Genomic DNA, 15,375 nt, shown 5'->3' on the forward strand with positions numbered 1-15,375 from the left:
GAGATGGGTCCGACTGACGGCGCGCTTTCGCTTCCCGGCGCCGATCTTGCTTTCGACCCGGATTGGCTGCCCGCCGCGGTGGCCGACACACTGTTCGCTGCGCTGCAGGTCGGGTTGCCGTGGACGACGCATCGCCTGCGCATCTTCGGGCGGCAGATCGATGCGCCGCGGCTGAGTTGCTGGATCGGCGATCCGGGGGCGGCCTACCGGTACTCGGGGGTGCGCTTCGATCCGCACCCCTGGCCCGCGGCGCTGCGGGCGGTGCGGGACCGGGTGTCGGCGGCGGCCGGAACGGCGTTCGACAGCGTGCTGGCCAATCTCTACCGCGACGGCCGCGACGCGATGGGTTGGCATAGCGACGACGAGCCCGAGCTCGGGCCCCGGCCGGTGATCGCATCGTTGAGTCTCGGCGCGACGCGGCGGTTCCTGCTCAAGGCGCGCGACACGCCGCCCGGACAACCGCCGGCGCGCCTGGCGCTGGATCTGGCGCACGGCAGCCTGTTGGTGATGCGTGGCGACACGCAGGCCCGCTATGGGCATGCGCTGCCCAGGACGGCGCGACCGGTCGGGCCGCGCATCAACCTGACGTTCCGGCGCATCCTGCGCTGAGCCGCCGCCGGGGTTCGAGCGTGGTGCGCGCGCCGGAGCGATCAGCGCGAGGGCGGGGGCGATGCACCATGGTGGCTGGCCTCGTGGGCATTGCCCGAGGTCAGGATCCAGCCGACCATCTCGCCGCCCATGCTCTGCAGCGCAGTGCCGAATGCGTCGACGACCTGCGCGACCTCGGTGCCGCTGGCGGGGATCGCGGCAAGGAATGTGCGCGAGCCGACCACGGTCTGGTCGATGTTGTGGATCAGCTTGGCATTGGCTTCGATCGTCGCCGCCGGTATCGCGTTGCCGGCGTAATCGGCCTCAAAGCGTCGCAGGTCGATCACCAGCTTGTAGTCGGCGGTGATGCCCGCGCCCTGGCGCGCGACCGCCGGGATCCGGCCCGAGTCCTCGAGCGTGCGCAGCACCACGTCCTGCAGCATGTCAGTGGGGGTCTTGGCCCAGCTCGCGCTGCGATAGACCTGCAGCTCGCTGGGCGTCGGACGCACCGCGATGCGGAAGCTGTCGATCATGCGCGCGGCCGTCGGTGGGCTCAGGGTCAGTTGCCAGTCGGCATGCGGCCACTGCGCGGCTGTCTGCACGCGCGGATCCGGGGCGTAGATCGTCGAGCGTTCGCGGTCGCCGGCACCGCCGCCGAGCAGCGACGAACAGGCGCCGAGCAGGGTGACCAGCAGCAGGCCGGCCGACGCGCGTGCGACATCGCGGGTCGCGGTCGAGGAGAGTTTCATTCCGGGTCGAACTCCTTCGGGGCGTCGCGGCCGAGCAGGTAGCGCGCAGGGTTGGCGTCGAGACGGTCGCTGATGCGGCGCAGGTCGCGGACCAGCGAGCGCAGCTCGCCCAGCGTCGGGCCCAGCTGGGACAGGCCGTCATTGGCGAAGCTGCTGATCGCGGCGCGGTTCTCGTTGAGGATCGTATCGGCGCCGCCGGCCGCGGAGTCGAGCCGGGCCAGGGTGCTGTCGAGCCGCGCAACGAGGTCGGGCAGCTTCTGCACCAGTTCCCGGTCGAAGCTGGTCATCGCGCGGTTGGTCGTGGTCAGGGTCTGTTCGAGCTGTTCGCTGGCGCGGCGGGCGTTGACGATCATCGCGCCCAGGTCCTCGCGCTGGCCGGCAACGGCCCCGGTCATGCCCTCGATGTTGGCCAGCGTCTGCGAAATGCGGGCAACGTTCTCTTCGCTCAACACCTGGTCGAGGCGTTCGACCAGACGGTTGGCGGTGTCGGAAATGTTCTGCAGCGCCGAGGCCTCGGTCTGGATCACCGGTACGTCGTCGCCATCGGACACCGTGAGCAATGCGGCCTCCGGCGACCCGCCGGTGAGCTGGATGATCGGCGAGCCGGTCAGGCTGGTCATCGACATCCGGGCGCGGGTGTCGGTCTTGACCGGCGCGTTGGCCTGGATCCGCAGCCGTGCGATGACCTGCCGCGGGTCCTCCGGCGCCAGCTGCAGGTTGTCGACCGTGCCGACGGCGATGCCGTTGTACTGCACGCTGCTGCCTTCGGTCAGGCCGGTCACCGGCTCGCGGAAGATCACGTCGAACTCGTTCCAGCTGCGGTCCGACGAGTACTTGGCGGCCCACAGCGCGAAGCCGAGCAAGGCGATCGTCGCCACAAGCGTGAACGCGCCGATCAGGACGTAGTTGGCTCTGGTTTCCATGGTCGTCTACTGGGCTCCTGGCGCGTTGGCCCTGGCATCTCGTGCGGCACGGCCGCGCGGGCCGTGAAAGTAATCCTGGATCCACGGGTGGTCGACCCGTTCGATCTCCTCGACCGGCGCGACCGCGATGACCCGCTTGTCGGCCAGGACCGCAATCCGGTCACAGATAGCGTAGAGCGTGTCGAGGTCGTGTGTGATGAGAAAGACGGTCAACCCCAGCGCCTCTTGGAGGGTGCGGATCAGGCGGTCGAATGCGGCCGCGCCGATCGGATCCAGGCCGGCCGTGGGTTCGTCGAGGAACAGCAGCGGCGGGTCGAGCGACAGGGCGCGCGCCAGGCCGGCCCGCTTGCGCATGCCGCCGGAGAGCTGCGAGGGCAGCTTGCTGACCGCGTCGGCCGGCAGGCCGGCGAGCTTGACCTTCAGCAAGGCCAGCTCGTAGCGCAGCTTGTCGGGCAGGCTGCCGTGATGCTCCTTCAACGGCACCTCCACGTTCTCCCCGACCGTCAGCGACGAGAACAGGGCGCCATCCTGGAACAGCACGCCGGTATGGCGCTCGATGTGGCTGCGACTTTCGGGGTCGCGCGACAGCGCATCGGCGCCCAGAACCTCGATACTGCCCGCCTGCGGCGCACGCAGTCCGAGGATCGCGCGCATCAACACCGACTTGCCGGTGCCCGAACCGCCGACCACGCCCAGGATCTCGCCGCGACGCACATCCAGGTCCAGATCCTCGTGCACGACCTGCTCGCCGAAGCGGTTGACCAGCCCGCGCACGCGAATGGCGATGTCGGCGTCGCCGGCGTCCTGCCCGGCATCTGGGAGGGGCGAAACCGCGGCGCCCGCATCGACCGGCGGGCCTTCGCTTTCGTGATGTTTCGATTCGCCCATCACGTCTTCACCATCCCATGTGCATGAACCAGATCGCGGCAAACGCGTCGAGCACGATGACCAGCGAAATGGACTGGACCACGCTCGAGGTCGTGCGTTCGCCCACCGACTGCGCGGTGCCTTCGACCTGCAGGCCCTCCAGGCAGCCGATCAGGCCGATGACGATCGCAAACAGCGGGGCCTTGGACATGCCGACCAGGAAATGCCGCAATTCCATCTGTTCGTGCATGCGCGACAGGTAGGCCTGCGGCGGGATGTCGAGGCTGAAGGCGCCGACCGACAGGCCACCGATCAGGCCGGCGACCATCGCGATGAAGGTCAGCAGCGGCAGCATCGCCATCAGCGCGAGCACCCGCGGAATGACCAGCAGGTCCACCGGGTCGAGCCCCAGTGTGCGGATCGCGTCGACCTCCTCGCGGCCGACCATCGCGCCGATCTGCGCGGTGAACGCGCTCGCGGTCCGGCCAGCCAGCAGGATCGCGGTCAGCAGCACGCCGAATTCGCGCAGGAACGCGATCGACACCAGCTCGACGACGAAGATCGTCATGCCGAAATCGGCCAGCACCGATGCGCCCAGGAACGCGATCACCGCGCCGACCATGAACGACAGCAAGGCCACCAGCGGCACTGCGTCCAGGCCCACCTGCTCCATGTGGTGGACGGTGGAGGTGACCCGCAGCCGACGCGGGGAGGCGGCCAGCCGCGCGAGCTTGACCAGCAGTTCGCCCAGGAAGCTCACCAGCGACACGATCCTGCGCCAGTTGCCGTGCATCGTGTAGCCCAGCCGGCCGAGCGCTGCGGCAAAGCCGTACTCGCGCTTGCGCGGCGGGCGGTCGTCGGCCACTTCATCGATCGCCTCGACCAGCGCGCGATGGTCCTGCCGGAAATCGAATGCCGCGAAATCGAGCTGTCGCTTGTTGGCGTAATGCCGCAGTTGCAGCACCCCGACCGAGTCGAGCCGGTCCACGCCGGTCGCATCGACATCCGCAGCGCCGTCGGCCTCGCGCAGCACCTGCTCGATCGCACTCGCATGGTCGAGTGTCCAGTCGCCGTGCAGCCGCAGCCGGCCGGCATCGTCGGCGTCTGCGCTGGGCGTGGCGTGTCGGGAGGCGGTCATTCGGCGCGTGCGTCCGGGGCGGGGGCAAACACGGACGAGAATACCGAAAATCCATGTGACGCCGGGCATCACGCATCGCCGTCTTGGCGCGCCCATGCCATGCTGTGCCGATGTCCACGACGATCGCCTCGCTGACCTCCGCCAGCTACGCCGCCCGCATCGCCTTCGTGGTCGAGCTTGCCGAGCATCTGCATGCCTATGGCACCACCGCGCAGCGCCTGGAAGGGGCGGTGATCGCGGTGACCCAGCGGCTGGGCATCGAATGCGAGCCCTGGGTCAATCCCACCGGCATGATCCTGACATTCAGCGATCCGCTGCGTCCGCCCGGCGACAGCGACACGACCCGCGTGATCCGCATGCCCCCGGGCGAGGTGGATCTGTACAAGCTGTGCGAGACCGACCGGATTGCCGAGCAGGTGATGGCCGGCGGCATGGACCTGGCCGAGGGCCATGCGGCGCTGCGTGCACTCGACCAGCGCCAGCCGGGGCGGGCAGGGAGGGCGCTGCACGTGCTCGGCTTCGCACTGGTGGCCACCGGGGTGGCCGGGCTGTGGCGGCTGCCCTGGCCGGATATCGCCACTGCCGGCACGATCGGGCTGCTGATCGGACTGCTCGACCTGGTGACTCGCAACGGGACCCGACTCAAGGAGGCCGGTGACGCGCTGGCCGGCATGCTCGCCGGCTTCGTCGCCATCCTCGTGTCGGCGTTCCTGAGCCCGCTCAACCTCAACACGGTCATCATCGCCTCGCTGATCGTGATGCTGCCGGGCATGGCGCTGACCAATGCGATCAACGAACTCACCAGCCAGCACCTGGTGTCGGGTACCGCGCGGTTCGCCGGCGCCATTACCACGGTGCTCAAGCTGACCATCGGCACGATCATCGCGTTGGCGCTGGCGCAGTTGCTCGGGGTCTCGCCGAATGTGCGCGCGATGCGGCCACAGCCCGATTGGGTGGAATGGGGGGCATTGGTGGTCGCCGCAGGCGCGTTCGCCATCCTGTTTCGCGCAGGCAAGCGCGACGTGCTGGTGGTGATGGCGGCAGCGGCGTCGGGCTACCTGATCTCGCGCTGGGTCGGGGCGGCGCTGGGCCCGGAGATCGGCCTGTTCGTTGCCGCACTGGTGATCACGGCGGCGGGCAACGGCTATGCGCGCTGGGCCGACCGTCCGGGTGCGGTGATCCGGGTCCCGGGCATCATCATGCTGGTGCCGGGCAGCAACAGCCTGCGCGGCCTGATGAATCTGATGCAGCAGCAGAACGTCGCCGCAGGCCAAGAGGCCGCGCTGCTGGTGATGAATATCGTGATGGCGCTGATTGCCGGCCTGATCTTCGGCAACGTGCTGCTGCCTGCGCGAAAGAATCTGTAAGGCATGGCGCGGGTGTCGTTGGCGATTCGGGCGCAACGGCGCCCCTTCGACATTCGTGGCGGGACCGCGGGCCACCAGGCTGCCGAGCTTCGAGGCTCGGTGCGCGCACGGGGACGCTGCGAAAGGTGCGGTTGCCGGCGGTGAAACGCCAAGAAAAAGGCGCCAACGGCGCCTTTTCTCGTTTCGAAAGCAGTCCCGATTACTTGATCAGGAACTCTTCGAGCTTCTTGCCCTTCTTGATCTGGGCGGCCAGCCACAACGGCTGCTTGCCGCGACCGGTCCAGGTTTCGGCCTTGTTGGCCGGGTTGCGATACTTCGGCGGCACCTTGCCGAGTTTGCGGCCCTTGGCAGGCCCGGTGCGGCCGGCCTTGGTGGGGGCTGCAGCACCCGCCGTGCCGAACAGTTCGGCAACGCTGTACCCTTCCGCAGCGGCCAGGTCGGTGAGCTTCTTGCGCACAGTGGCCAGCGGCTTGCGCTTCTTGAGCGTGGTCTTGCGCTCCTTGGCCTGGGCAATCAGCGCATCGAGTTGCTGCGGGGAAAATGCATTGAGGTCAAACGCCATGTGTACGGCTCCGGCTGGTTAATGGGGTGACCAGTCCTTTGGCATGGCGGGCATCATAATCGGGATTATCCCAGGAAACAAATCATCGCCGCGCCCGGCGCGGTCGCCGGACCTGGCGCGAGATGGGCCGAGGGATTAACCGGCGCTGTGGCGGCTGCAGGAAACTTCAGTCGCGAAGCCTGGAGAACAGCGATTCGCGATCGAGATTCTCTGCGTCCGCCACCGTACGTCGACGATATTCGTAGGTGCCCGAAGCCAACCCGCGGCCCGATACCACCACGCGATGGGGCACGCCGATCAATTCGATGTCGGCGAACATCGCGCCGGGCCGCAGGCCGCGGTCGTCGAGCACGGTCTCGATGCCGGCCGCCAGCAATTCCCGATATAGCGCCTCGGCCGCCTCGGCGACGTGGGTTTCGTTCTTGGGATTGATCACGCAGACCGCGACTTGCCACGGCGCCATCGCCGCCGGCCAGATGATGCCGTTGTCGTCGTGATTCTGTTCGATCGCCGCAGCCACCACGCGCGACACGCCGATGCCGTAGCAGCCCATGCACGGCACCACGGCCTTGCCAGCGGCATCGAGCACCTTGAAATCCATCGCTTCGGCGTACTTGCGGCCCAACTGGAAGACGTGGCCCACTTCGATGCCGCGCACCATGCGCAGTTCGCCGCCGTCCTCGGCGCGATCGCCGGCAACCACGTCGCGGATGTCGGCCACGACGTCCGGCTCGGGCACGTCGCGGCCCCAGTTGACGCCTGCAAGATGCCAGCCGGCCTCGTTCGCGCCGAATACGATGTCGGCCATCGCGGCGACTTCCAGGTCGGCCACGACCCGGATCGGTCGGCGCGGGGCGACCGGGCCCAGGAAGCCCGGCGCACTGCCCAGGTAATCGGCGATTTCCGCCTCGCTCGCCAGCCGGTAATCGGCCAGGCCCTCGACCTTGGCGAGCTTGATCTCGTTGACGGCGTGATCGCCGCGGACCAGGGCGAGCACGAACTGATCGCCGGCCATCAACGCGATCGATTTGGCGGTGCGGGCCAGCGCGATGCCGAGCAGCGCGGCGACGTCCTCGCAGGTCTTCTGGGTGGGCGTCTCCACCCGGCGCAGCGCCTCGCTGGGCGCCGGTCGCGCGCCAGGCGCGGCAGCGCGGGCGGCCTCGACGTTGGCGGCATAATCGGAAGCGGTGGAAAACACCAGTGCGTCCTCGCCCGATTCGGCCAGCACGTGGAATTCCTGCGAGGCGTCGCCGCCGATGGCACCGGAATCGGCCTGCACCGCGCGAAAATCCAGGCCCAGCCGGGTGAATATCCGGGTATAGGCCGCGTGCATCTTCTGGTAGGAGGCCGCCATGCCCGCCTCGTCGATGTCGAACGAGTAGGCGTCCTTCATGACGAACTCGCGCGAGCGCATCACGCCGAAACGCGGGCGGATCTCGTCGCGGAACTTCGTCTGGATCTGGTAGAAATTCAACGGCAGCTGCTTGTAGCTGGCCAGTTCGCCGCGGGCGAAATCGGTGATCACTTCCTCGGCGGTGGGCGCATAGCAGAACTCCTGCGCCTTGCGGTCCTTCACCTTCAGCAACTGCGGGCCGAATTTCTGCCAGCGGTCGCTTTCCTCCCACAGTTCGCGCGGCTGGATGGTCGGCATCAGCAATTCGATCGCGCCGGCGGCATCCATCTCCTCGCGCACGACTGCTTCCACCTTGCGCAGCACGCGCAAGCCCAGTGGCGACCAGAGATAGATCCCTGCGCCCAGCTTGCGCAGCATGCCGGCCTTGAGCATCAGCTTGTGGCTGACGAGCTCGGCGTCGGCGGGCGTTTCCTTTTCGGTACGGAGGTGGAACTGCGACAGGCGCATCGGCGGCATCTGGGTCGGGATCGGACCCAGCATTGTGCCACGCGGGCCTGCAGCCTCGCGGCGATCAGCGGCAGTAGGCGCGCACCGCGGCACGGGCCAGTGCCAACTGGTCGACGCGTTCGGCAGGCGAGAGCTCGCGTAACCGGCCGTCTTCGCCGGCCTGGCGGACCGGGGCGTCGGTTTCGAGCGCGGCGACGCTGTCCTTCGCCAGAGCGCACTGCGCCTGGAGGCTGCCGGCATCGGTGCCGGGCGTGGCGGTCAGCGCCGGCACCACGGGGGCTTCGCCGGACCGGTCGCGCGTCGCGGTCTGTGTCGCGTCCTGGCGGACAGTCCGCAATTGATAGCGCACGCCGGACGGGGGCGGGGTCTGGGAATAGTGGGTGACGCCCGCTGCGTCCTTCCAGGTGTAGACATCCCCGGCCATGGCCGGGCAGGCCAGCAGCACGAGGCAGAGCAGGGCGAGGGCACGGCGCATGGGGGCTCCAGGAGCCGAGCAGGGGACGGGCGCGATTCCAGCACCCCCGGGACGGGCGCGCAACCGTTCGGCCGACGGCCACGGCCGTCCAGGCGCTACACTCGTGCGATGAGCGAGACCGACCCCACGCCGCGCCGCGGCCGCGGCATCTACCTGCTGCCGAACCTGTTCACCACCGGTGGCCTGTTCGCCGGCTTCTTCGCAATCATCGCCGCGTCCCAGGGCCGGTTCACCGCTGCATGCCTGGCGATCTTCGTGGCCGCGATCCTCGACGGCATCGATGGGCGCGTCGCACGGCTCACCAATACCCAGAGCGAGTTCGGCGTCCAGTACGACTCGCTGGCCGATCTGATCAGCTTCGGCATGGCGCCGGCGATGGTCATGTACCACTGGGCGCTGCTGTCGCTGCGGCTCGACGGGCCGACGCTGGGCAAGATCGGCTGGCTGGGGGCCTTCCTCTACGCCGCATGCGCCGCGCTGCGGCTGGCGCGATTCAACAGCCAGGTCGCGACGGTCGACAAACGCTATTTCGTCGGGCTGGCGAGCCCGGCCGCAGCCGGCTTGATGGCCAGTTTCGTCTGGACCTGCCACGAGTTGGAGTTCAGTGGCGACGACCTGCGCTTTTTGGCCCTCGGGGTGACCGTCGTAGCGGCGCTGCTGATGGTCAGCCGTATCCGCTACACCAGCTTCAAGGGCAGTGGCCGTGGCCCGCGTTCGGACCGGGTGCCGTTCGTGGCGCTGGTGGTCGCGGTCGGCATTCTGATCGCGTTGTGGGTGGATCCGCCCAAGACCTTGCTCGCCGCGTCGTTGCTGTACGCGCTGTCGGGCCCGGTGCTGTGGTGCCTGCGGCGGCGAGGCGGCGCGGGAGCGACGCCATGACCTGGGATGCGCTGCAGTGCGCCGCGCTCGATGCGCTCGGGCACGTGCGCTATCGCGCGCAGCTGCCTGGACAGACGCTGCCCGACGATGCGTTGCTCGATGCCTTGCTGCGCGCGGCCGGTCGCAGCCGCGATGCCGAGGACGCCTTCGCGATCTATCGCAGCCTGGGCGAACTGCGGACGCTGCGCGATGCCCAGGCCAAGCGCGCGCTGTGGCCGGCCCTGCGGCGTCTGCGCGTGCGCGCAGGCTGACATGGACGCGCCGATCGACATGCCGACGCTGCGCGCCGCCGCAGCGACGTTGCGGCCGATGCGGGACGACGACCTGGATGCGGTGATGGCGGTCGAACTGCGTGCCTACCCGTTTCCGTGGACACGCGGCATTTTCGAAGATTGCCTGCGCGCGGGCTATCCGGCCTGGGTGCTGCATGCCGATGCCGACATCCTGGGCTACGGCGTACTGAGTATCGCGGCCGGTGAGGCGCACGTGCTCAATGTCTGCGTCGATCTCCATGTCCAGGGCTGCGGACTGGGGCGGCGCCTGTTCCGCACACTGGTGGACACCGCGCGCCGCCATGGCGCACAGCGGGTGTTCCTGGAGGTGCGTCCGTCCAACCCGCATGCGATCGCGCTCTATCACGACGAGGGCTTCAACGAGATCGGCCGCCGCCCGCGCTACTACCCGGCCCATCACGGGCGCGAAGACGCGATCGTGATGGCGCGCGAACTGCTCGACCCCTGAAGGCGCAGCGCTGGCGCCGATCGGGCAGACTGGCGCTCTCGCGCACAGCGCCCACAGGAGCACGGCCATGCACGGCCAACGGATCGACGACGAGAAACGCATCGCGCTGCTGATCGATGCCGATAACGCCCCGGCCTCCAAGATCGATGTGATCCTGGCCGAAATCGCTCGGCACGGCGTGGCCAATGTGCGCCGCGCCTACGGCAACTGGAAGAGCCAGCATTTGTCGGGATGGGAGAAGGTGCTGCACGAGTACGCGATCCGTCCGATCCAGCAGTTTGCCTACAGCACCGGCAAGAACGCCTCGGACATGGCGATGGTCATCGATGCGATGGACCTGATGTACGCGCGCAACCTCGACGGTTTCGCGATCGTGTCGAGCGACGCCGACTTCACGCCACTGGTGATGCGCCTGCGCAACGACGGCTACGGGGTCTACGGGTTCGGGCAGGAAAAGACGCCGGCGCCGTTCGTCAAGGCCTGCTCGACGTTCCTCTACCTCGAGAAACTCCGTGCGCTCGACGAGACCGACAACGGCGGGTCGGTAAAGGCGAGGACGTCGGCCGAGCTGCAGGGCGATCGCGAACTGGTGCAACTGCTGCGCAACGCGGTCGCCGCCGGCGCCGACGACGAGGGCTGGTCGCACCTGGGGGCGGTCGGCAGCCATGTGCGCAACCAGGGGTCGTTCGATGCACGCAACTACGGCTATCGCAATCTCAGCGCGTTGATCGATGCCGTCGGCCTGTTCGAGGTTCGCCGCGACGGCCAGGCCGTGGAGATCCGCGAGGCGCCGAAGCCCAACCCCAGAAGCCGCAGCCGTCGAGGTGCCTCGGCGGCCTGAGCGCGGGCATCGGGTTGCAACGCCCGTATCCTTTGCCCGGGCTCAGTACAGGTCCACCGGGTCGATATCCAGCGACCAGCGGGTCCGACGGGCCTCGGGGAGCGCATGGAGCGCCGGCAATGTGGCCTCCAGCACGCCATGCAGGCGCGCACGGTGATCGGCGGCCAACAGCAGCTGCGCGCGATAGGTGCCGGCGCGTCTGGGCATGGGGGCGGCGACCGGGCCGTCGAGCGACAGCGTCGGTGCGCCGTTCGCGTCGCGCCCGATGTGGGCGGCGAGCAGCGCGCGGGCCGCGTGCAGGAAGACCATCGGCGGCTGCGCGTGCGGCGATTCGGCGCGCAGCAGCGCCAGCGGCACGAACGGCGGAAAGCCGGCCGCCTGGCGCTGGTCGAGCTCTTCGGCGGCGAAGGCGTGGTAGCCGCCGTGGACCAGCGTCTGCAGCAGCGCATGGTCGGGGTGGTGGGTTTGCAGCAGCACCTGCCCGGCCTTGTCGGCGCGGCCGGCACGGCCGGCGACTTGGATCAGCAATTGCGCCAGCTTTTCGCCAGCACGGAAATCGGCCGAGAACAGGCCCTCGTCGACGCCGACCACGCAGACAAGCGTCAGGTTCGGCAGGTCGTGCCCCTTGGCGAGCATCTGCGTCCCGATCAGGATGCCCGGGCGTGCGCCCAGTTCGGCGAACAGCCGTTCGAGCGCATCCCGCCGCCGGGTGCTGCCGCGGTCGATCCGCAGCACCGGCACGTCGGCAAAGCGCGCGGCCAGCAGTTCCTCCAGCCGTTCGGTGCCGATGCCCTGCGGCTGCAGGCCCAGGCTGGCGCAGTCGGGGCAGGCCGGTGGTGCGCTCTGTCGGTGGCCGCAATGGTGGCACTGCAGCCGGCGGCCGCCGGCATGCACGGTCATTGGATGGCCGTGCTCGGGGGTGCTGCAACGCGGGCAGTGCGCGCTCCAGCCGCAGTCATGGCATAGCAGCACGGGGGCGTAGCCGCGGCGGTTCTTGAACACCAGCACTTGGCCGCCGGCATCGAGCGCACCGCGGATCGCGACGAGCAGGTCGGGCGACAGGCCGGCTTCGAGCGGGCGCTTGCGGACATCCAGCACGCGGACCGCCGGCGGTCGTGCGCCGCCTGCGCGTTGCGCCAGCCGCAGGTGCCGGTAGCGCCCGGCCACGGCGTTGTGCAGCGACTCGAGCGACGGCGTGGCGCTGCCCAGCAGCACGGGCACGCCCAGCGCCTTGCCGCGTACCAGCGCGAAATCGCGGGCGTGGTAGCGGATGCCGTCCTGCTGCTTGTAGCTGCCGTCGTGCTCTTCATCGACGACGATCAGGCCAGCGTCGGGCAGGGGCACGAACACCGCTGAGCGGGTGCCGACGATCACCCGCGATTCGCCGCGCCAGGCGGCTGCCCAGACCCGCGCACGCTCGCCATCGCCCAGGCCCGAATGCAAGGCGTGCACCGGCACGCCCAGGCGGGCGCGAAAGCGCGCCAGCGTCTGTGGGGTCAGGCCGATCTCGGGCACCAGCACCAAGGCCTGGCGTCCGCGTGCCAGGCAATGCGCGATGGCCTGCAGGTAGACCTCGGTCTTGCCGCTGCCGGTCACGCCATCGAGCAGCAGCGCGGCGAAACCGTCGGTGGCGGTCACCGCGTCGATCGCGGCGCATTGCTCGGGGTTGGGGGCGGGCCCGGCCTGCGGGGCCGGTGCAAGACCGGACGCGGCGATGGCGATGCGTTCGACCAGGCCACGCGCCGCGAGTGCGCGGGCCGCGCTGCGCCAAGCGGGTAGCAGCAGGTCCAGCGCGTCCTCGTCGCGCGGCGCCGCCTGCAGCAGTTCGGCCAATCGGTGCGGGCGTGCGCCTGGCTTCAGGCCCGGCGTCGCCGTCTGGCCGGCCGCGGTCAGTTGCCAGGCCCAGGCATGGGTCTCAGGCAGGGGGGCGCCGCGCCGCAGCGACGCGGGCAGGGCGGTCGCCAGCACTTCGCCCAGCGGGGCGTGGGTGTAGCGCGACAGCCAGCGCAGGGAGGCGTCGAGCTCGCCGGCAACCAGGGGCGCGTCATCGAGCAGCGCGAGTGCTTCGCGCAGTTGCGGGGCATCGCCGGCCGGTGGGCCCACCTCGGCCACCACGCCGACAAGCTCGCGCGGGCCGAACGGGACCCGCACGCGTCGGCCGACATGCGCAGGCAGGGCGGGCTCGCTGCCGACGGGCGGTCGATAGTCGAACAATCGCGGCAGCGGCACGGGCAGCGCGACGCGGAACACCGCGGGGAGGGAAGCAGATTCGGACACCGGCGCAGTCTAGGCGCTGCGCGACGTCCACGGCAGTCGGGTTCGCGCTGCGGTGGCTGCCGGCAGCGCTGATGCGCCGGGCTCATGGGCGGCGGTGCGAGGCAGCCCAGGGGTCGCGTCGTTTGCGCGCCGAAGTTGCGGGCAGATTCACGTTTCTGCCGCAAGTGACGGATTGGAAACGAAATCCGGCTTATCCACACGTCCTGTGGATAAGGCTGTGCATGAACGGATTGAACCGCCCCCACAGGCGGGATTCAGTGCGGCTGGCGTTGGGTTGGACAAAAAAGTGCCAAATCTAAATTCCTTTTTTGAATCAAATGCTTGGCCGTGAAACATTTCGGTCATGAGGGGGGCGATGCCGGTTGACTTCAGCCAAATGACAGCTTCGTGAGTCCTGTGCACAACGTCGGCGCGTGTCCGGCGCCTGTGGAAAGCGCGATCGCGCTTGTCAAGACTCGCCTGCATCGGCGTGGAAGCTATGATGCCCGGCCCGAACCGTCCTTCCCGATGCGTCCGTCTTCGTCGTCCGTCCCCGGCAATCCGCCTGCCGCCGCCGCATTCCTGCGTGGCGTGGAGCGGCGCGCGGCGATGTTCGCGCAGTGGCAATGCGGCGATCTGGACACCGGCGATGCCGCGGTGGCCGCGACGATGGCCGAGTTCGTCCGGGGCGCCACCACGGTGCCGTTCGCCGACTGGCCACGTCGTTTCTGGTCGTTGTTGCTGGCCGCTCCGGCGCTGCGCGCGCCCCGGGCCGGCAGCGCAGGCGACGGATTGCCGGCGCTGGACCGCCTGCCCGGCGGTCCGCGCGTCGTCGTGCTGTTGCGGCTGGCGGCCGGCTTGCCCGAACACGAGGCGGCTGCGGTGCTCGGCGTGTCGCGCGCGACCTATCGGCTTGGCCTGCAGCGGGCCTTGCCGCGCGGCGACGATGGCAGCCCCGATGTCGCGGCATGGCGCGCGCTGGCCGCGACCGTTCAATCCGGCATCCGCACCTTGCCGCCCGACCGTCTCGCACGGCTGGCCGCCCTGCGCGAGGCGGCGCTGCGCGGGCGCGCGCCGACGCTGCGGCGCTACCCGGTGGTGCGTGGTGCGGCCGACGTGCAGCCGGATGCAACGCAATCGGTGGTGCGTCGCCCGCGCTGGCTCTGGCCGGTGATGGCCGCGGTGGCCTTGGCGACGATGCTGGCGCTGGCTGCCACCTGGATCGGGACGTTGCGCGGTGGCCTGGTCGACGAAGAGATCCGCATCGAGGCGCTGGCCGACAGTGCGCCGGCCGCACGCTACGACGCCCAGGCCGCGCTGGTGACCGAGCGGGACTTCGAACTGCTGTTGGCCCAGGACGCTGACGCCGGATGGCAAGCCGACCCGGCGTTCTTCGCCTGGCTGGCGGCGCAGCGCGATCTACCCCAGGACGAGACCGCCGATGCCCATCTGCAGCCCGTCCAGACCGATGACGATGGCGAACCGGAGACCAGCGATGCGGAGCTGTGAACGCGCATTGCGCCTGCTCGGTGCGCCATTGCTGCTACTGGCTGGCAGCGCTTTGGCATTGCCGGCTGCCTTGCCGCTCGAGCGGCTGCCTGACGGGGACCGGGCCCGGCTGACCGAGCGGGCGGCGCGGCTGGCCACGATGTCGGCTGCCGAGCGCGAGGCGCTGGCGGCACGGCAAGCGGCCTGGGCGGCGTTGCCGGCGGCTGAACGCGCGCGCCGTCGCCTGGCATTCGAGGCGGTGTCCGACCTGCCCGACGCCGAGCGCGCGCGGTTGCAGCAGGCGGCCACCTATTTCGACAGCCTGCCCGAAGACGAGCGGCAAGCGCTGCGCCTACGCTTCGAGCAGTTGGACCTGGGCCTGCGCCGGGGCTGGCTGCTCGGCCCGACCCTGGGAGCCGCGTGGCCGCGGTTGCATCCGCTGTTTGCGGCGATGCCCGATGCCCAGCGTGCGCCTGCGATCGCGGCGTTGCGGGCGGCGTCCCCTCAGGCGCTGGCCGATCTGACGCTGCTGGCGCAACGCACGCCGCCCCAGGATCGCGATGCCCTGCGGCGCCAGTGGCTGGCGGTGCCGGCGCCCGAGCGCGACGCTTGGTTGCGCGCCCGCGTGTCGCCCTGAGCG

16 protein-coding genes are annotated in these 15,375 nt (G+C 69.6%); 8 read left to right on the forward strand and 8 right to left on the reverse strand.

The window, feature by feature from the left end; all coding sequences use genetic code 11:
* The first annotated feature begins 3 nt into the window (after window positions 1-3).
* Window positions 4-609 carry an alpha-ketoglutarate-dependent dioxygenase AlkB gene (locus ABE487_RS02500; protein WP_346450825.1) on the forward strand — a complete coding sequence of 202 codons (606 nt, stop codon included), beginning with the start codon at window positions 4-6 and terminating at the stop codon, window positions 607-609.
* A 41-nt stretch (window positions 610-650) separates the two neighbouring features.
* On the opposite strand, the gene ABE487_RS02505 is transcribed toward ABE487_RS02500, so the two are convergent.
* From ABE487_RS02505 to ABE487_RS02520, 4 genes are read right to left on the reverse strand one after another with little or no spacing between them, the layout of a single operon-like run.
* Window positions 651-1,337, reverse strand: coding sequence for an ABC-type transport auxiliary lipoprotein family protein (locus tag ABE487_RS02505; protein WP_346441673.1), 687 nt, complete (start codon window positions 1,335-1,337; stop codon window positions 651-653).
* On the reverse strand, window positions 1,334-2,260 hold the full coding sequence (locus ABE487_RS02510) for an MlaD family protein (RefSeq protein WP_346441672.1): 927 nt from the start codon (window positions 2,258-2,260) through the stop codon (window positions 1,334-1,336). Before ABE487_RS02510 ends, ABE487_RS02505 begins: the two co-directional genes overlap by 4 nt.
* Before the next feature lie 6 nt (window positions 2,261-2,266).
* Window positions 2,267-3,148, reverse strand: a complete 882-nt coding sequence (locus tag ABE487_RS02515) for an ATP-binding cassette domain-containing protein (RefSeq protein ID WP_346441671.1) — start codon at window positions 3,146-3,148, stop codon at window positions 2,267-2,269.
* A 7-nt stretch (window positions 3,149-3,155) separates the two neighbouring features.
* The gene (locus tag ABE487_RS02520; protein WP_346441670.1) at window positions 3,156-4,265 is read right to left on the reverse strand and encodes an ABC transporter permease; all 1,110 of its coding nucleotides are present in this window, start codon (window positions 4,263-4,265) and stop codon (window positions 3,156-3,158) included.
* A gap of 110 nt (window positions 4,266-4,375) precedes the next feature.
* Here ABE487_RS02520 and ABE487_RS02525 point away from each other — a divergent pair, with 110 nt between their 5' ends.
* Window positions 4,376-5,632 carry a threonine/serine exporter family protein gene (locus tag ABE487_RS02525; RefSeq protein WP_346447303.1) on the forward strand — a complete coding sequence of 419 codons (1,257 nt, stop codon included), beginning with the start codon at window positions 4,376-4,378 and terminating at the stop codon, window positions 5,630-5,632.
* Between the two features lie 199 nt (window positions 5,633-5,831).
* On the opposite strand, the gene ABE487_RS02530 is transcribed toward ABE487_RS02525, so the two are convergent.
* From ABE487_RS02530 to ABE487_RS02540, 3 genes are all read right to left on the reverse strand, one after another.
* Window positions 5,832-6,194 carry an H-NS histone family protein gene (locus tag ABE487_RS02530; RefSeq protein WP_346441668.1) on the reverse strand — a complete coding sequence of 121 codons (363 nt, stop codon included), beginning with the start codon at window positions 6,192-6,194 and terminating at the stop codon, window positions 5,832-5,834.
* 166 nt (window positions 6,195-6,360) lie between these two features.
* Window positions 6,361-8,055 carry a proline--tRNA ligase gene (locus tag ABE487_RS02535; protein WP_346450827.1) on the reverse strand — a complete coding sequence of 565 codons (1,695 nt, stop codon included), beginning with the start codon at window positions 8,053-8,055 and terminating at the stop codon, window positions 6,361-6,363.
* 64 nt (window positions 8,056-8,119) lie between these two features.
* On the reverse strand, window positions 8,120-8,530 hold the full coding sequence (locus tag ABE487_RS02540; protein WP_346441667.1) for a DUF4124 domain-containing protein: 411 nt from the start codon (window positions 8,528-8,530) through the stop codon (window positions 8,120-8,122).
* 108 nt (window positions 8,531-8,638) lie between these two features.
* On the opposite strand from ABE487_RS02540, the gene pssA reads away from it, so the two are divergent.
* The 4 genes from pssA to ABE487_RS02560 all read left to right on the forward strand — a co-directional run bounded on the left by pssA (window position 8,639) and on the right by ABE487_RS02560 (window position 10,991).
* Complete coding sequence (pssA, locus tag ABE487_RS02545; RefSeq protein ID WP_346441666.1) at window positions 8,639-9,409, forward strand: CDP-diacylglycerol--serine O-phosphatidyltransferase; 771 nt, start codon at window positions 8,639-8,641, stop codon at window positions 9,407-9,409.
* A complete protein-coding gene (locus tag ABE487_RS02550) occupies window positions 9,406-9,660 on the forward strand; it encodes a hypothetical protein (protein WP_346441665.1) in 255 nt (84 codons plus the stop codon). The genes pssA and ABE487_RS02550 overlap by 4 nt, the downstream gene beginning before the upstream one ends.
* Before the next feature lies 1 nt (window position 9,661).
* Complete coding sequence (gene rimI, locus ABE487_RS02555) at window positions 9,662-10,150, forward strand: ribosomal protein S18-alanine N-acetyltransferase (RefSeq protein ID WP_346447302.1); 489 nt, start codon at window positions 9,662-9,664, stop codon at window positions 10,148-10,150.
* 67 nt (window positions 10,151-10,217) lie between these two features.
* Window positions 10,218-10,991, forward strand: coding sequence for an NYN domain-containing protein (locus ABE487_RS02560; RefSeq protein WP_346441663.1), 774 nt, complete (start codon window positions 10,218-10,220; stop codon window positions 10,989-10,991).
* A 42-nt stretch (window positions 10,992-11,033) separates the two neighbouring features.
* On the opposite strand, the gene ABE487_RS02565 is transcribed toward ABE487_RS02560, so the two are convergent.
* Entirely contained in the window at window positions 11,034-13,268 is a 2,235-nt protein-coding gene (locus ABE487_RS02565) for a primosomal protein N' (RefSeq protein ID WP_346447301.1), read from the reverse strand.
* 507 nt (window positions 13,269-13,775) lie between these two features.
* On the opposite strand from ABE487_RS02565, the gene ABE487_RS02570 reads away from it, so the two are divergent.
* A complete protein-coding gene (locus ABE487_RS02570; RefSeq protein ID WP_346447300.1) occupies window positions 13,776-14,756 on the forward strand; it encodes a sigma-70 region 4 domain-containing protein in 981 nt (326 codons plus the stop codon).
* The gene (locus ABE487_RS02575) at window positions 14,743-15,372 is read left to right on the forward strand and encodes a DUF3106 domain-containing protein (protein WP_346441660.1); all 630 of its coding nucleotides are present in this window, start codon (window positions 14,743-14,745) and stop codon (window positions 15,370-15,372) included. The genes ABE487_RS02570 and ABE487_RS02575 overlap by 14 nt, the downstream gene beginning before the upstream one ends.
* Window positions 15,373-15,375: the final 3 nt, after the last annotated feature.

The organism is Luteimonas sp. TWI596 (assembly GCF_039674105.1).
Lineage (GTDB): Bacteria > Pseudomonadota > Gammaproteobacteria > Xanthomonadales > Xanthomonadaceae > Luteimonas.

Excerpts from the sequence above, each read along its gene's own strand:
- ABE487_RS02500 (WP_346450825.1), top strand. The coding sequence starts at position 4 with ATGGGTCCGACTGACGGCGCGCTTTCGCTTCCCGGCGCCGATCTTGCT.
- ABE487_RS02570 (WP_346447300.1), top strand. The coding sequence starts at position 13,776 with ATGCGTCCGTCTTCGTCGTCCGTCCCCGGCAATCCGCCTGCCGCCGCC.
- ABE487_RS02575 (WP_346441660.1), top strand. The coding sequence starts at position 14,743 with ATGCGGAGCTGTGAACGCGCATTGCGCCTGCTCGGTGCGCCATTGCTG.
- ABE487_RS02505 (WP_346441673.1), bottom strand. The coding sequence starts at position 1,337 with ATGAAACTCTCCTCGACCGCGACCCGCGATGTCGCACGCGCGTCGGCC.
- ABE487_RS02515 (WP_346441671.1), bottom strand. The coding sequence starts at position 3,148 with ATGGGCGAATCGAAACATCACGAAAGCGAAGGCCCGCCGGTCGATGCG.
- ABE487_RS02550 (WP_346441665.1), top strand. The coding sequence starts at position 9,406 with ATGACCTGGGATGCGCTGCAGTGCGCCGCGCTCGATGCGCTCGGGCAC.
- ABE487_RS02560 (WP_346441663.1), top strand. The coding sequence starts at position 10,218 with ATGCACGGCCAACGGATCGACGACGAGAAACGCATCGCGCTGCTGATC.
- pssA (WP_346441666.1), top strand. The coding sequence starts at position 8,639 with ATGAGCGAGACCGACCCCACGCCGCGCCGCGGCCGCGGCATCTACCTG.
- ABE487_RS02520 (WP_346441670.1), bottom strand. The coding sequence starts at position 4,265 with ATGACCGCCTCCCGACACGCCACGCCCAGCGCAGACGCCGACGATGCC.
- ABE487_RS02510 (WP_346441672.1), bottom strand. The coding sequence starts at position 2,260 with ATGGAAACCAGAGCCAACTACGTCCTGATCGGCGCGTTCACGCTTGTG.
- ABE487_RS02535 (WP_346450827.1), bottom strand. The coding sequence starts at position 8,055 with ATGCGCCTGTCGCAGTTCCACCTCCGTACCGAAAAGGAAACGCCCGCC.
- ABE487_RS02530 (WP_346441668.1), bottom strand. The coding sequence starts at position 6,194 with ATGGCGTTTGACCTCAATGCATTTTCCCCGCAGCAACTCGATGCGCTG.
- ABE487_RS02525 (WP_346447303.1), top strand. The coding sequence starts at position 4,376 with ATGTCCACGACGATCGCCTCGCTGACCTCCGCCAGCTACGCCGCCCGC.
- ABE487_RS02540 (WP_346441667.1), bottom strand. The coding sequence starts at position 8,530 with ATGCGCCGTGCCCTCGCCCTGCTCTGCCTCGTGCTGCTGGCCTGCCCG.
- rimI (WP_346447302.1), top strand. The coding sequence starts at position 9,662 with ATGGACGCGCCGATCGACATGCCGACGCTGCGCGCCGCCGCAGCGACG.